This is a genomic window from Streptomyces sp. NPDC102259 (assembly GCF_044766465.1).
Classification (GTDB): domain Bacteria; phylum Actinomycetota; class Actinomycetes; order Streptomycetales; family Streptomycetaceae; genus Streptomyces.
Window position 1 is genome coordinate 850,014 of sequence record NZ_JBIWMA010000002.1, and the last position, 14,475, is coordinate 864,488.

The 14,475-nt window shown below is 71.6% G+C and carries 12 protein-coding genes, 1 pseudogene and 1 riboswitch; of the genes and pseudogenes, 8 read left to right on the top strand and 5 right to left on the bottom strand.

The features are described 5' to 3' along the window. Positions 1-2 precede the first annotated feature (2 nt). Positions 3-1,055, bottom strand: a complete 1,053-nt coding sequence (locus tag ACIRPU_RS08365; protein ID WP_403863308.1) for a hypothetical protein — start codon at positions 1,053-1,055, stop codon at positions 3-5. 120 nt (positions 1,056-1,175) lie between these two features. Next, on the bottom strand, positions 1,176-2,147 hold the full coding sequence (locus ACIRPU_RS08370) for an LLM class F420-dependent oxidoreductase (RefSeq protein ID WP_403863311.1): 972 nt from the start codon (positions 2,145-2,147) through the stop codon (positions 1,176-1,178). 163 nt (positions 2,148-2,310) lie between these two features. On the opposite strand from ACIRPU_RS08370, the gene ACIRPU_RS08375 reads away from it, so the two are divergent. Continuing rightward, complete coding sequence (locus tag ACIRPU_RS08375; protein ID WP_403863314.1) at positions 2,311-3,000, top strand: GAF and ANTAR domain-containing protein; 690 nt, start codon at positions 2,311-2,313, stop codon at positions 2,998-3,000. A 198-nt stretch (positions 3,001-3,198) separates the two neighbouring features. On the opposite strand, the gene ACIRPU_RS08380 is transcribed toward ACIRPU_RS08375, so the two are convergent. After that, positions 3,199-4,248: an aromatic acid exporter family protein gene (locus ACIRPU_RS08380; RefSeq protein ID WP_403863317.1), complete on the bottom strand. Its 1,050-nt coding sequence runs from the start codon at positions 4,246-4,248 to the stop codon at positions 3,199-3,201. A 267-nt stretch (positions 4,249-4,515) separates the two neighbouring features. Here ACIRPU_RS08380 and ACIRPU_RS08385 point away from each other — a divergent pair, with 267 nt between their 5' ends. The 5 genes from ACIRPU_RS08385 to ACIRPU_RS08405 all read left to right on the top strand — a co-directional run bounded on the left by ACIRPU_RS08385 (position 4,516) and on the right by ACIRPU_RS08405 (position 9,446). Beyond that, positions 4,516-4,884 carry a PPOX class F420-dependent oxidoreductase gene (locus ACIRPU_RS08385; RefSeq protein ID WP_403863320.1) on the top strand — a complete coding sequence of 123 codons (369 nt, stop codon included), beginning with the start codon at positions 4,516-4,518 and terminating at the stop codon, positions 4,882-4,884. 280 nt (positions 4,885-5,164) lie between these two features. Continuing rightward, positions 5,165-5,253: riboswitch (ZMP/ZTP riboswitch) on the top strand. A gap of 22 nt (positions 5,254-5,275) precedes the next feature. Beyond that, complete coding sequence (locus tag ACIRPU_RS08390) at positions 5,276-6,142, top strand: bifunctional 5,10-methylenetetrahydrofolate dehydrogenase/5,10-methenyltetrahydrofolate cyclohydrolase (RefSeq protein ID WP_403863322.1); 867 nt, start codon at positions 5,276-5,278, stop codon at positions 6,140-6,142. A gap of 352 nt (positions 6,143-6,494) precedes the next feature. Continuing rightward, positions 6,495-7,709 (top strand): MFS transporter, encoded by a 1,215-nt coding sequence (locus ACIRPU_RS08395; RefSeq protein ID WP_403863325.1) that lies wholly within the window; start codon positions 6,495-6,497, stop codon positions 7,707-7,709. Positions 7,710-7,835: 126 nt separating this feature from the next. Then, on the top strand, positions 7,836-8,132 hold the full coding sequence (locus tag ACIRPU_RS08400) for an antibiotic biosynthesis monooxygenase (RefSeq protein WP_403863328.1): 297 nt from the start codon (positions 7,836-7,838) through the stop codon (positions 8,130-8,132). Between the two features lie 120 nt (positions 8,133-8,252). Then, the gene (locus ACIRPU_RS08405) at positions 8,253-9,446 is read left to right on the top strand and encodes a PP2C family protein-serine/threonine phosphatase (protein WP_403863331.1); all 1,194 of its coding nucleotides are present in this window, start codon (positions 8,253-8,255) and stop codon (positions 9,444-9,446) included. A gap of 339 nt (positions 9,447-9,785) precedes the next feature. Here the strand turns inward: ACIRPU_RS08405 and ACIRPU_RS08410 are convergent, their stop codons facing one another. After that, the gene (locus ACIRPU_RS08410; RefSeq protein WP_403863334.1) at positions 9,786-11,504 is read right to left on the bottom strand and encodes a SpoIIE family protein phosphatase; all 1,719 of its coding nucleotides are present in this window, start codon (positions 11,502-11,504) and stop codon (positions 9,786-9,788) included. A gap of 296 nt (positions 11,505-11,800) precedes the next feature. Here ACIRPU_RS08410 and ACIRPU_RS08415 point away from each other — a divergent pair, with 296 nt between their 5' ends. Further along, positions 11,801-12,646: an RNA polymerase sigma factor SigF gene (locus tag ACIRPU_RS08415; RefSeq protein WP_403863337.1), complete on the top strand. Its 846-nt coding sequence runs from the start codon at positions 11,801-11,803 to the stop codon at positions 12,644-12,646. Here the strand turns inward: ACIRPU_RS08415 and ACIRPU_RS08420 are convergent. Next, a pseudogene (locus ACIRPU_RS08420) lies at positions 12,633-13,062 on the bottom strand (hypothetical protein); the annotation flags it as partial. The gene ACIRPU_RS08415 and the pseudogene ACIRPU_RS08420 overlap by 14 nt on opposite strands. A gap of 112 nt (positions 13,063-13,174) precedes the next feature. Here ACIRPU_RS08420 and ACIRPU_RS08425 point away from each other — a divergent pair. Further along, positions 13,175-14,350, top strand: a complete 1,176-nt coding sequence (locus ACIRPU_RS08425; protein ID WP_403863340.1) for a cytochrome P450 — start codon at positions 13,175-13,177, stop codon at positions 14,348-14,350. Positions 14,351-14,475 lie beyond the last annotated feature (125 nt).

Below are 14,475 nucleotides of genomic sequence, written 5' to 3' on the forward strand. Positions count from 1 at the left end.
GACTAGCCGGCTTCGGGCGCGGTGCCCCGGGCTCCGCGCAACGCGGTGATACAGCTGCCGATCGCCTGCTGAAGCTCCTCCAGCCGCTGGACCATGTCGTCCTCGTAGAACTCCTGCGCGTCGGCGTCGTCGAAGGTCAGCTCCTCGAACACCTTCGTCGCCCGCTGGAGGCTGCTGTAGAACTTCGTGCGCCGTTCCTGGACGCGCAGCTCGGGGTCGGCCTCGACGGTCTCCACGACCAGGCTCTTCATCGTGTCGTAGGCGTCGCTCGCCCACTCTCCGGCGTCCTCGTCGTCGTTCAGTTCGTCGAGCAGCGAGAGGTGCCGCTCGGCCTCCTGGCGCAGCTCGGCCGGCGCGTCGAGGGTCTGCCCGGCGGGCGTCTTGATCTGGCCGGACTCGGCGATCTGACGCACGTACCCGATGCGGTCGGCCGAGCGGCTCTCGGTGGCCACGGCCTTCTTCAGGTCGTCGGTGCGTACGACGTCCCGGGCCAGCTCCACCTGGAGATCGGGGTCCTCCTTGATGCGGTCCAGGAGGGCGGCGCGGGCCGCACGGGCCGTCGAGGGGTCGGCGAGGATCGCGGCGCGCAGGGCGGTGGGGTTCTCCGCGACCTCCAGCGCCTTCGTCGGACGGATCCCCTCGGCCTCGGCGGCCTCCGCGATCGCGGTACCGCGCTCGGAGCCGGCGCTGGAGCGGGAGACGTAGTAGGTCAGCCACACCTCGGCGTCCGGCAGCTCGACCTCCTGGCCCGGCGCGAGCTCCTCGAAGTGCGGGACGAGGCCGCCGTCCGCGGCCCGGTCCCAGGCCTTGTAGTACCGCATGACGCGGTCGGGGGAGCAGCCGGCGAGCGCGGCGAACTCCTTCGCCGGCACCTTCGGCGTCTCGTCCGCGCTCTGCCCGCCCGGCCGGACGCTGCGCGCCACCATCAGGCCGAAGGCCCACCCGCCGGTCCGCGCGTAGACGCCGAACTCACGGGCGTCCCGCGCCACCAGGTCGGACAGGGGCGCGGGGGACGTCTGGGCGGACGTCTCGGGCAGATCGATCGCCAGGGTCACGGATGACTCTCCTCTGCGGGCTGCTGGACGTAGGATCGGCACTGCGAACGTGCAGACCGGCAGCCTATATGCACCGCTTGGCGATGTTTTGCCGGACCAGCGCGCGGGCCGGGCGGCCCGTCAGCCGAAGGCGTTCCGCAGCGCGGGCAGCAGCGTCTTCTCCGACCAGTCCAGGTACGCGGGCTGGGAGTCCCCGCCGATCTGCACCAGGGCGATCTCCGTGAACCCGGCCTCGGCGTACGGACGTACGGCCTCGACGAAGTCGTCCGGATCGTCGCCGCACGGGATCGAGGCGGCGACGTCGTCGGGCGTCACGAACTGGGTCGCCGCGTCGAAGGAGTCCGGATGGGGCAGTTCGGAGTTCACCTTCCAGCCGCTGCCGAACCAGCGGAACTGGTCGTGCGCCCGCTTCACGGCCGCGTCCCGGTCGGGGTCGTGGCAGACCGGAAGCTGGCCCACCCGCGGCTTGCCCGTGCCGCCGTGGCGGTCGAACGAGGACAGCAGGTCCGCCTTCGGCTCGGTGGCGATCACGAGGTCGGCCAGCCGTCCCGCGAGTGCGCAGGACCGCTCGCCGGAGACGGCGATGCCGATCGGCGGCGGTTCGTCGGGCAGGTCCCACAGCCGGGCGGAGTCCACGTCGTAGTGGGTGCCGTGCCGGGTCACATGGCCGCCCTCGAACAGCGCGCGGATGATCTCCACGGCTTCCTCGAACATCTCGTGCCGCACGTCCACGGAGGGCCAGCCGCCGCCCACCACATGTTCGTTGAGGTTCTCCCCGGAGCCCAGCCCCAGCCGGAAGCGTCCCTCGGACAGCAGCTGCATCGTGGCGGCCTTCTGCGCCACCACCGCCGGGTGGTAGCGGAAGGTCGGACACGTCACGTACGTCATGAGCGGGATGCGGGACGTGGCCTGGGCGGCGGCGCCGAGCACACTCCACGCGTACGGCGCGTGGCCCTGCGAGCGCAGCCACGGGAAGTAGTGGTCCGAGGTCACCGAGAAGTCGAAGCCCGCCTGCTCGGCCCGCACCACGTGGTCGACCAGATCGCGGGGGCCGGCCTGTTCGGTCATCATCGTGTATCCGATTTGCACCATGGAGCCCGAGTCCCCGGCCGCCGGGGGAGGAAACGGACCCGATGCGGGAAACGCCCAGTCCTCACGCGTCCTGTCCGGTACGTCACTCACCGGCGTCGGTGTGCAGGTTGCGTGAAAGGCTGGGTAGGAGGCTTGTCCAGGCGGGCTATGGACGGGAGTCGAAGTGGACTGGGGTCGGTTCGGGCAGCAGATGGCCTCGATGGCGCGTGACCTGCTGGCGCAGGATTCGGTCGACGACACGCTGGAGCGGATCACGGCCTCGGCCACCGAGCTGGTCGACGGCTGCGACGCGGCCGGCATCCTCGTGCTGCACGACGCGAAGGTGGAGACCCTCGCCCCCACCGACCAGCTGGTCCTCGACAGCGACCGGCTCCAGGAACGGCTGGGCGAAGGGCCCTGCTTCGACGCCGCCCGCAGCGCGCGGGGCGAACGGGTCTTCCGCATCGCCGACCTCACCTGCGAGCGGCAGCGCTGGCCCGCCTATGCCCCCAGGGCCCACTCGCTCGGCGTGGGCAGCATGATGGGCTTCCTGCTGTTCACCGAGGACGAGGACCTCGGCGCGCTGAACCTCTACTCCCGCAAGCCCGGCGCGTTCGGCGAGGCCAGCGAGACGGCCGGCTGGCTGCTCGCCTCGCATGCCGCGGTCGCCTTCTCCAGCGCCCGCACCCACGCCCAGATGGAACAGGCCATCACCACCCGGCACGCCATCGGCGAAGCCATGGGCATCCTCATGGGCAGCCACCACATCACCGAGGAGCAGGCCTTCGACGTACTGCGCCGCTACTCGCAGGAGAACAACATCAAACTCCGTGAAGTCGCCCGGATGGTCTGCGCGGGGCGCAGCCTGCCGTAACCGCGGAGGAAGCGGGCGGCCTCCCTGGCTCGTGGGCTGAACCAGCGAGGCCTGGGCCAGGCCAGCGCCCCAAGGGAAGCGCCGCTGAACCCGGCTTGCACATTCAAGTCCCCAGTCCTGCCTTCCGCACACACCGCACGCCCGCGCAGATCCCACCCCGGGGCCGCCCCGCGTCGGCGCTGTGCTGCCGACGGCAGGTCATCGGCGGGCGAAGTGCGCTTCGCGGTAGTCGTCGAGACGGTCGAGGACGAGCAGCAGAATGCCGCTGAGGAGACTGTCGTGCCGACCGCTCCGGGCAAGCCCGTCCTGTCCGCCGATCGCCCGGGCCCGGGCGATCGGCTCCGTGGGATCGGCGCCCTCCAGCGCGCGCATCAACGTGTGCCGCACGGCGTCCAGCAACGGGCCGGGACTGTCCGAGGCGCGACCGGCAGGGGGGCCGGACGTCGGCAGCCCGTTCGCGGCACGCAGCTGGTCGGTGAGGCAGTGCAAGGGAGCCGCGGTGCGCTCGGCCAGGTGGATGCGGTGTCCGACCTCGTCGAGCGCGGCGGCCGAACGGCGACGCGTCACACTCCAGCGCAGCGCCCGCCGGGCCCGGTCCAGATCCCGCCCGAGGTCATGGGGCTGCTGCCACAGATCCCCGGTCTGCCCCGCCCCCCGTCGAAGCGGGGGCCGGTCGGAGTGGCGGTCCAGGTCCTTCAGCAGAGGGTCCAGGCCGTCGCGGTAGGCGTCGAGCCGAGCGGCCAGGAGGCGGCAGGGGTCGGGAGGCCACAGCAGGGGGCCGAGGAGGACGACGACCGCGATGCCGACCAGGTTCTCCAGGACGCGCTGCTCCGGGTAGCCGGAGACGGGCACACCGAAGACGAGCACGGCGCTGACGAGCACCTGTGGACTGGGAGCGCCGTCGATGCGCAGCAGCAGGCCGGCGAGGTATCCGACGCTCACCACCACGGCCAGGGAGAGGGTGGACACGGGAAGCCAGCGCAGGGCGATCGCCGCGATGCCCACCCCCAGCAGGACGCCGCCCAGACGGTAGAGCCCCAGCCGAGGCGCCCACAGCGGGATCCCGGACAGGGTGAACACCGCCGGCAGCACGGCGGCGACCGGGGCGCCGCTGATGCCCAACTCGACCGACAGGTACCACGACAGCGTGGCGCACACGACCATCCGGGCACCGCCCCGCAGCTCCTGCCCGCTCACCCGGCGCAGGCCGCCGAACGCCAGGTCTCCCCGTCGGCCGAGGGTGCTCACGGCCGACGGCATCGTGCGGCCCAGCCGGAATGTCCTTCCCCGTACGGCGGCACGAGCGCACTCCTCTCCCACAGGCGATGAGACCCGACCAGATTACGAGCCGCCCGCACGCCCGCAGGTTTCCACGCAACGTGTGTCCCGCCCCCGACGCACCGGTCGGCTGAAATGGTGGAGGGGGGCGGCCGGGGCGGCAGCGGAGGGCTCAGCCTCCGGACCTAGGTCCTTGATCCGATGCGCGTGCGGTCGGGAACATGCTTGGCTGCTGTCATGACCGAATTCAGCGCGACCGAGCGCGCGTACCTGGAGTCACAGCGGTTGGGGCGCCTCGCGACGGTCGACCCGTCGGGGCAGCCGCAGGCCAATCCCGTGGCGTTCTTCCTGCAGGAGGACGGCACGATCCTCATCGGCGGGTACGCCATGGGGGAGACGAAGAAGTGGCGCAACCTCAGCAAGAACCCGAAGGTCGCGCTCGTCGTGGACGACATCGTGAGCCTGCAGCCCTGGAAGGTGCGCGGTGTGGACATCCGAGGCGAGGCCGAACTCCTCACCGGGCCACATGAGTTGGGCCCGCACTTCAGCGAGGAGGTGATCCGCGTCCACCCGAGGCGGATCCACAGCTGGGGCTTCGAGGACTAGCCGGAACCATGCCCTGCCGCTCACGCCGACGCACTTGTCGGCGGCATCGCGCCACAGGCTCGCCCGGTGTCCCGCGTCCCGTGTCCGGCACGGGTCGTGGGATACGGCGTGGGCGCCGCCGTCGCCGATGTGGACGGGCTGCCGTACCGCTACCGGGCGGAGGTCGCCGACCCGCGCGGGCCGCGCACGACCCGTATGCCTTGCCGCCCCCCCTCGTCGGCAAGTCGCCTGCCGGCTGCGGGCGTTGACCGGTGGAAGCGTGTCGCGTGCACTACAGTGCGGCGTGGGCCGTGACTGGCGCTGAGGTGGAGCACCACCGGGGAGCGGTCTGACGAGACGTCGTTGTCGCCGTGCGCCTGGGCAAGTGGTCAGCCACACCCGGAGGGCGACAATGTCCCTGACTCAGACGGCCCGGCTCATGGATGGCACCGGTCCTGCCGCACGCATCGTCGAAGAGGCCGCTGCCCAGGCTGCGGAGATCTCACGGCGCACGGGGACCAGTCCCTGTCTGGCGACGGTGCTGGTGGGAGAGGACCCCGCTTCGGTCACGTACGTCCGCATGAAGCGGGCGCGGTGCGCGAAGGCGGGCATCCGGTCCCGGCACCTCGCGCTGCCCGCCACCACCACGACCGCCGAGCTGATCGACACCCTCGCCGGTCTGTCCGAGGATCCGGACGTGCACGGCATCCTGCTCCAGCATCCTTGCGGCCCGCACATCGACGAGCGGGCGGCGTTCGAGGCCATCGCCCCACAGAAGGATGTCGACGGGGTCACGACGCGTTCCTTCGCCGCGATGAGCTTCGCGCTGCCGGGCTTCGTGTCCTGCACCCCGGGCGGGATCATGCGACTGCTGGAGGCCCACGACGTCGACCTCGCCGGCAAACACGCCGCCGTGGTGGGCCGCAGCGCGATTCTCGGCAAACCGGTGGGGATGCTCCTGCTCGCCAAGGACGCGACGGTGACGTACTGCCACTCCCGCACGGCCGACCTGCCCGGGATCGTCCGGGAAGCGGATGTCGTGGTGGCGGCCGTGGGACGGCCCCGGCTGATCCGGGGCGAGGACGTCAAGCCCGGCGCGGTGGTGATCGACGCCGGCTACAACCCGGGCAACGTGGGCGACGTGGACTTCGACACCGCCCGCACCCGCGCCCGTCTGATCACCCCGGTGCCCGGCGGCGTCGGGCCGATGACCATCGCCGTCCTGCTCGCGCAGACCGTGGACGCCGCCGCGAGCCAGCTCGGAATCCAGCGCCACTGACCTCTTCCCCGAGCGCACCCCCGGCCTGCCGCCCCGCCGCCCCCGGCTCCTGGTCGGCCGGGGAACCTCGCCGGGGGTGCGTCTCCGGCCGGTCGTCGGCACTGGGCACGGAGCCGAGGAGTGGGAGCAGGGGGAGCCCGTCCGTCGGAGTGTGATGGAGGCCATAATTCCGGTCGGCCGATCTTGGAATGCGTGAGCCTGCGCCACGGCTGCACGGTTCGTGGGCCTCCCCTGTCCTGGGGGGCGCACCGGGCAACGGTGGCCGGCGCGACTGACCACAGGAGCAGGGCCATCGCGGTCCCGCCCGCTCCACCGCATCCGGACCGCCGCCCGCGAAAGGTACTCCCGCTCCATGCCACTGGCCCTGCTGGCCCTTGCACTCGTCGCGTTCGGTATCGGTACGACCGAGTTCGCCACGATGGGGCTGCTGCCCCAGATCGCCGACGGCGTCGGCGTGTCCGTACCGCACGCCGGCAACATCGTCTCCGCCTACGCCCTCGGCGTCGTCGTCGGCGCCCCCCTGCTGACGGCCATGGGCGCGCGCATCGCCCACAAGCGTCTCCTGCTCCTGCTGTCCGGGCTGTTCGTGGTCGGCAACGTCGCGTCCGCCCTCGCTCCCGACTTCGGCTCGCTCTTCGCCGCACGATTCCTGGCGGGCCTGCCCCACGGGGCGCTGTTCGGCGTGGGCGCCGTCGTGGCCTCCCGGCTGGTCGCCCCCGAACGAGCCGGGCGGGCCGTGTCGAGGATGTTCCTCGGCCTCACCATCGCCAACATCGTCGGCGTCCCGGCCGGCACGGCCCTCGGACAGCAACTGGGCTGGCGGTACGCCTACTGCGCCGTCGCCGTCATCGGCCTCGTCGCCCTCGCCGCGCTGGCCGCCTTCGTCCCCCACCAGCCGCGCGGCGACCAGGCCGGCATCCGGCACGAGCTGCGGGCCATGGGGAACAGGCAGGTCGCCCTCGGCCTGGCCACCGCCGTCGTGGGATTCGGCGGCTTCTTCGCCGTCTACAGCTACCTGGTGCCGATCCTGACGCACCTGACGGGCTTCTCCGACGCCTCGACCACCTGGGTCCTCGCGCTCTACGGCGTCGGAATGACGCTGGGCACACTGATCGCGGGCCCGCTGACGGACCGTGCCCTGCGCCCGACGCTGTACGGCGGGCTCGCCGTGCTCGGCGCGTCGCTCGTGACGTTCTACTTCACGGTCCACAGCACCGTCCCCGCCCTGGTGACACTCGCCTTCATGGGCGCGATGGGCGCCCTCGTCACCACCCCCGTGCAGATGCTGCTCATGGCCAAGGCGAAGAACGCCCCGACGATGGCGGCGGCCTCCAACCACTCCGCCTTCAACCTGGCCAACGCCGGCGGCGCCTGGCTCGGCGGCCTGGCAATCTCGGCGGGCTGGGGCTGGGCCTCGCCCGCCCTGGTCGGCGCGGCCCTCGCCGCCGGAGGCCTCGGTCTCGCCCTCCTCGGAGGTTTCACGGACCGTGGGAACGGAGGCTCCGAGGTGATCAGTTCGTCGGAGGCCGAAGCCTCGACGGAGGTCGGACACGTCCCGACCGTCTGACGACGGCCACCTCGTCGCGGCGTCCGGACCGCGAGCGACGGCTCATCCGCGCCGCTGCGGCAGCGGGCGCCGGGGCACCCGGCAGGAAGGTGGAGCCGCGTCCGCTCGCGTGACACCCTGACGACCGTGATCATCAGGGTGAGCGAGGCACGCGTACGTCCTGAACGGTTCGAGGAATTCCGCGACATGATCGTCTCCGCGGTACGCGAGTTTCCCGGCCGTTACCCGGGGCTGATCGACCACGAGGTACTGCTCGCGCCGCCCGATTCACTGCTGTACGTCAGTCGCTGGCGCAGCGAGCAGGATCTGGTCGGCTACGTCGGCGAACACTGGCGTGACCAGCCCGTGGTGCTGCCGGGCGAGGACGAGTACCTCGTGGCACCCCTTCAGCTGCGCCGCTTCGCACCCGCATCTCTGGGCTGATCCCCCCGCGGGGCAGCGTCTCCTTTCCCCAACCCACTGTCCTGACCAGGCAAGATGGGCACATTAGGTGATGTTGCGGAGACTCGGGGAAGAAGTTGCGGCAACCGATAGGAGGTTGTCGTGGAGGGTGGAGATCTGGAACTGGGCGAGTTGCTTGCCGCTGCCGAAGCAGCCCCGCCCGGTGAGTCCGTCGATGTGGTGGCACACGATCTGCAAAAGCGGTTCGGAGCCGAGCGTGTGTCATTCCTGTTCGTCGACCTCATCGGTCAGCGACTGGTACGCCTCGCCCCGGCAGGCGGTGAGCCCGCCGACCACGGTGAGCCCATCGACCTGCACGGCAGCGTCTACGACGGCGTGCTGCGCAGCCAGCGCCAGCATGTGGAACCGGACGGCCAGGGCGGACGGCGCGTCATCACGCCGGTCACCAACCGCGGTGACTGCATCGGAGTCCTGGAGGTCACCCTCCAGTCCGCCGACGAGACCGTGCTCCGACAGGTCCGCGACGCGGCACACGCGCTGGCCTACATCATCGTCACGGACCGCCGTTTCACCGATCTGTACCACCTGGGCCGGCGCACCACCGAGACCAGTCTGGCCGCGGAGATCCAGCACCAGCTGCTTCCCTCGGCGCCCTGCTGCGAGGCGGCCCAGTTCACCCTCGCCGCCGGGCTGGTCCCGGCGGACGACATCGGTGGCGACACCTACGACTACACCCTCGACCGGGACACCCTGCACCTGTCCATCACCGACGCCATGGGCCACGACACGGAATCGGCGCTGCTGGCCACCCTGCTGGTCGGCGCACTGCGCCGGGCACGGCGCAGCGGCTGCGACGCCCTCAAGCAAGCCCGGCACGCCCACGAGGCCCTGCTCAGCCACAGCCGCGGTCTGGCCACCGGGCAACTGCTGTGCGTCGACCTCGACACGGGCCTGTGCGAACTGGTCAACGCCGGCCACCCCCGGCCGCTGCGGATGCGCGACGGCGTCGTCGAAGAGGTCCGTCTCGCCGTCAACCTGCCCTTCGGCGTGGTGGCACCCACCGCCTACCGCCTACAGGAACTGCAACTGCGCCCCGGGGACCGCCTGGTCCTGCTGACCGACGGAATGCAGGAACGCGGCGCCGCGGCCGTCGACCTGGCTTCGGTCATCGAGGACACCCGCGAGCTGCACCCGCGGGAAGCCGTCCGGACCCTGACCGCCGCGGTGCTCGACGCCTGCCACGGCAGCCTCAAGGACGACGCCACGGTCCTGATACTGGACTGGCACGGCGATCGCCGCCGACCGGACGAGACCAGACCCGACCCGCGGCGGTGAGCCGCGGCGACCCCGACACGCACCACCGGCCGCGGCCGCGGCCGCGGCCGGTGGTGCGTGTCGGGGTCCAGGGAGGCCGCGGTGTGCGAAGGGGTTCGAGACGGCGCGGATCGGCGTCGGTGAGGCCTCCGTCCTCATCCGCTTCGGCGGAGGGGCGCGTTCCCGGGTGGCGTTCCTGGACTGCCTGCCGCTGAGAGCAGCTGTCGCGTCGATTCCGGACACCGTGTCGCCGAACAGGCGCCCGAAGCACTGGGCCTTCGCCCTCGCCGACTTCCTTCAGCCGGGCCCCCGACGGGGCTTCGCGCAGCCGCCGGAGGCCTCGCCACCGCGGCGCGTGGATCACGTCCGCGCGGGTGCCCGCACGGCGAGCAGGGCGACGTCGTCGTCGTTGGCGGCGGGGCGGACCCGGCGCAGCAGCTGGTCGGTGAAGGAGGTAAGCGGGCGGTGGGCGAGGGCGGCGGCATGCTGGCGGAGCCGCTGCAGGCCCTCGTCGAGGGTGTGGCCGGGTTCCTCGATCAGACCGTCGGTGTACAGCAGGAGGGTGGATCCGGGCGGCAGCAGGGCGGTGGCGTCGGTGCGGGGCTTGCCGACGCCGGTGCCGAGCAGGATGCCGTGGCCGCCGGTGAGGTAGTCGGCCAGGCCGTCATGGCTGATCAGCAGCGGCGGCGGGTGGCCCGCGTTGGTCCAGGACAGTTTCCACCGGCCTTCGTCGGTCTCCTCGACCCGGGCGAGGATCATGGTGGCCATGGTGACGTCGGTGATGTGCAGGACCGCCTCGTCGAGGCGTTCGACGATCTGGCTGGGGGGCTCCTGCAAGGCCCAGGCGTAGGCGCGGAGCATGTTGCGCACCTGCGCCATGCCGGCCGCGGCCTCCAGGTCGTGACCGACGACGTCGCCGACGGCCAGCGCGGTGGCGCCGTCGGACAGGGAGAACGCGTCGTACCAGTCGCCCCCCACCTGCGAGGCGTCGGGCGCGGGCAGGTAGCGGACCGCCATCTGCAGCCCGGACACGCGCGGCATCTGGGGCAGCAGATGGTTCTGCATGGTCTCGGCGACCTTGCGCTGGCGCTGGTAGAGGCGCGCGTTGTCCAGAGCGAGGCCGGCGCGGCGGGCGATGTCCTCGATCAGGGGAAGGTCGGCGGTGTTGAAGTCCCCCGGCTGCCCGGCACGGCCCAGGGTCAGTGCGCCGAGGACGGCGCGGGTGCTGCGGATGGGCGCGATGGCCGCGGAGTGGATAGCGGTGGCGTCGAACAGACGGCGCTGTTCGACCGCGATGCCGGAATCCGGCGGCCCCTGGTAGGTCTGCGGGCCGGCCAGCGTCGAGGCGACTCCGCGCAGGGCCCTGGACAGGGGCATCGGGGATTCCTCGGGGATCGGCGGCATCGGCCCCTGAAGCTCCTCGTGGGCCACCAGGGAGTCACCGGTCGCCTCGACGACCACGGTGCGCCACACCTCGTCGCGCTCGGTGATCAGGTCGATGATGACCCAGTCCGCGAGCCGGGGCACCACCAGAGTCACCAGTCGTCGCAGCGCCTCTTCGACATCAAGGGTCGAGGTCAGCTGGGTGGTGGTCGCGGCCAGCAGCGCGAGTCGTTCGAGGTCCGGCAGCAGCGTGGCCGCCGGCTCCGGCCGTGTGTCGGCCTCCCGCGGATGCCGGGCATGGAAGAGGACGAGCGTGCTGCCCGCACCCTCAGGGAGATCGAACGGGGTTATCAGCCACGAGATGGGCAGCACCGAGCCGTCCCCGCAGGCGAAGTGGTCCTCCTCGGCCTGAGCGGTGCGCCCGGCGTGGAAAGCCAGCCGCATACGGCACTGGGTTCTCGGCAAGGGATGGCCGTGGGCGTCCCGGTGCAGCAGGTCGTGCGCGTCATGGCCGAGGAGATCTTCGGCGGGCCGGTCCAGGAACTGTTCGGCGCGGGAGTTCACGGCGACGATACGGCCCTCCTCGTCCACGAGGTAAGCCCCGGCCCCGATGGCTTGCAGCACCTCGGCGACCGCGGATGCGGGCGCCGACAGAAGCCGTCTGCCGTGGCCCTGTGTGTCCTCCGGTCCTGCCATGCCCTGATCTCCTCAGCTGACGGGCGGCACGCCCGTACGACGTATCCGCCTTTCCCGACTGCCCCTGCACCGATGAATCCCACCTGTTCTCGCCTGTTCCCGCCTCTCGACCGCCGCGACCGGCCCGCCGGCGCCTGCTCGGGCGGCGGCGAGGAGAAGGCGGCGAGGAGAAGGGGGGCGAGAAAAAAAGGGGAGTGAGTGCAGGCATGGACGCACCAGGTGAGGGTATCCGCGCGATGGCGCCGGTCGTATCCGCCGGCAGTGGTGGTCGGCTTCGATGGTGGGAGGGGTAGGTCATGGCGTTCATGAGCGCGACGGCTGAGGACACACAGGCACGGGAGTTGCCGGAGGTCGCCGATCCCTCTCGTGTCGCGCCCAGGGACGCGCGCGAACTCTCCAGGCTGTTCTTCGACCAGCTCGCGGTGCTGGAGGAGGGCACGCCGGAGCACCAGTACGCGCGCAACACGCTGATCGAGATGAACATGTCCCTGGTCCGCTTCGCGGCCGGCCGCTTCCGCAGTCGTGGGCCGGAGGAGATGGAGGACATCGTCCAGGTCGGCATGATCGGCCTGATCAAGGCGATCGACCGGTTCGACCTCTCCCGGGAGGCGGAGTTCACCTCCTTCGCCATCCCCTACATCGTGGGTGAGATCAAGCGGTTCTTCCGCGACACCACCTGGGCCGTGCACGTGCCCCGCCGACTCCAGGAAGCCCGCGTCCAGCTCGCGCGCGCCACGGAGGAACTGCGCAGCCGGCTGGGCCGCACCCCGACGGTGAAGGAGCTGTCGGAGCTGATGAGCCTTCCGGAGGAAGAGGTGCGCGAGGCCCGCCTCGCCGCGAACGGCTACAACTCCTCCTCCCTGGACGCCGCCATCAGCGGCAGCGAGGACGGCGAAGCGGCGCTGCAGGACTTCATCGGCCTCCCGGACCAGTCCCTGGAACTCGTGGAGGACTTCCACGCCCTGGCCCCGCTGATCGCCGAACTCGGCGAGCGGGACCGGCAGATCATCCACATGCGGTTCGTGGAGGAACTCACCCAGGCCCAGATCGGCGAGCACCTGGGCGTCTCACAGATGCATGTCTCCCGGCTGCTGTCGCGCACCCTCGCCCGGCTGCGCGAAGGCATGCTCACCGCTCACTGAGGTGTCCCGGCCGACCGTCGGCCGGCCCCGGGCCGGCCCCGGGGCCAGGGCTAGGGCCAGGGCCAGGGCCAACGGCCCCTTCGAGGACGGTCTGCACGATCCGGGGCCGGTCCCAGAGGGCCAGGATCTCGTTTGGCGAGGGCCACGACGGGCAGCGGGTCCTGGTTCCCGTGCACCACGATGGCGGCGGCCGACAGACTGCGTGGAACGGCTCGGGCGTCGAGGAGGACGCGCCACTCCTGGGGGCCGAGCTGCAGAAACTCCAGGCCGGGGAGTTCGGCGATCTCCAGAGGGTCGGCCAGCGTGCCCGGGTAGGCGGTGAGTGTACGCAGGCGGGGCAGCCCGGCGACGGGGGCGAGGCTGAGGGGCGCGCTGTCCCACACGCCGATGGACAGGGCTTCCAGACCGGGAACGGCCAGGACCTCGTCCGACCGGCCTCGTCGAAGCTCCCTCAACCTCCTCATCTGCGGAGCGGGTTGTTAGCCTCGCCGGCGTGAACAGTTCTTCCCTGCCAGGCCGAGGCACATCATGAGCGTCGTCGACTCCTGCCCTCTCGGTGCCGCGACCACGCTCGCCGAACTCGCCCGGGATCCGCATCCGCGACTGGCGCTGCTGCGCGCGCGGGAGCCGGTGTCCTGGCTCCCCGAGCTGGACGGCTGGCTGGTGACCCGCCGTGACCTCGCGCTGAGCGTGATGCGGGACGCCGAGACCTTCACCGTCGACGACCCCCGGTTCTCCACCGCGCAGGTCGTCGGCCCCAGCATGCTGTCCCTCGACGGCGACCACCACACCCGGCATCGCGAGCCCTTCACGGCGCCCTTCCGCCCCCGGGCGGTGCGCGACGGATTCGCCGCGTTCATCGAGCGGGAGACCGACCGACTCCTCACCGCGCTGGAGCCGACGGGCGCCGCCGAACTGCGCAGCGCCTTCGCCGGACCCCTCGCGGTCGCGGTCGTGACCGAGGCGCTGGGGCTGGCCGGCACCACCGGGGACACGGTGCTCGGCTGGTACGACTCCATTGTGCGGTCGGTCTCGGACATCACCGCCGGCCACGAGGCGGGGCCCGCCGGCGTCGCGGCGTACGCGCAGCTGCGCACCGCGGTGGAAGCCACCGTCGCCGACCGGAGCTCCTCTTCCCTCCTCGGCTCGGCCGCCGGGCAGCTGACAGTGCCCGAGGTGGCGTCCAATGCCGCGGTGCTGATGTTCGGAGGCATCGAGACCACCGAGGCGATGATCACCAACCTGCTGCTGCACCTGCTGCGACACCCCGACCAACTCGCCCTTGTCCGGGCCGACTCCGAGCTGCTGGACGGCGCGATCGAGGAGTCACTGCGCCTCGAACCCGGCGCGGCGGTCGTGGACCGCTACGCCACCCGTGACACCGTCCTCGGCCCCGCCGTGATCCACCGCGGTGACCTCGTCACCGTCTCCCTGACGGGGGCCAACCGCGACCCGGCCGTCTTCCCCGAACCCGACCTGTTCGACGTCCGCCGCGAGAACGCGCGTCTCCAACTGGCCTTCGCACACGGCCCGCACTACTGCCTCGCCGCACATCTCGCCCGTCTGGAGACCCGCATCGCCCTCCAGCGCCTGCTGGAACGCCTCCCCGCCCTGCGCCTGGACCCCGACCACCCCGCGGCCCCGTACGGCCTGGTCTTCCGCAAGCCCAGCACCCTGCACGTGCGGTGGGACCGGGCGGCCTGAACGGGCCGCCGGCCGCCGGCCGCGCCCCGGGAGGGCCTGGGGATCTGGGTGATCGACGGACTCCGTCCGCACGGCTCGAAGACAGCCTTGACTCTCCAGCGACTGGAGACATCAGGATGGGCGAC

Excerpts from the sequence above, each read along its gene's own strand:
- ACIRPU_RS08415 (WP_403863337.1), top strand. The coding sequence starts at position 11,801 with ATGGCGTTCATGAGCGCGACGGCTGAGGACACACAGGCACGGGAGTTG.
- ACIRPU_RS08395 (WP_403863325.1), top strand. The coding sequence starts at position 6,495 with ATGCCACTGGCCCTGCTGGCCCTTGCACTCGTCGCGTTCGGTATCGGT.
- ACIRPU_RS08385 (WP_403863320.1), top strand. The coding sequence starts at position 4,516 with ATGACCGAATTCAGCGCGACCGAGCGCGCGTACCTGGAGTCACAGCGG.
- ACIRPU_RS08370 (WP_403863311.1), bottom strand. The coding sequence starts at position 2,147 with ATGGTGCAAATCGGATACACGATGATGACCGAACAGGCCGGCCCCCGC.
- ACIRPU_RS08410 (WP_403863334.1), bottom strand. The coding sequence starts at position 11,504 with ATGGCAGGACCGGAGGACACACAGGGCCACGGCAGACGGCTTCTGTCG.
- ACIRPU_RS08390 (WP_403863322.1), top strand. The coding sequence starts at position 5,276 with ATGTCCCTGACTCAGACGGCCCGGCTCATGGATGGCACCGGTCCTGCC.
- ACIRPU_RS08425 (WP_403863340.1), top strand. The coding sequence starts at position 13,175 with ATGAGCGTCGTCGACTCCTGCCCTCTCGGTGCCGCGACCACGCTCGCC.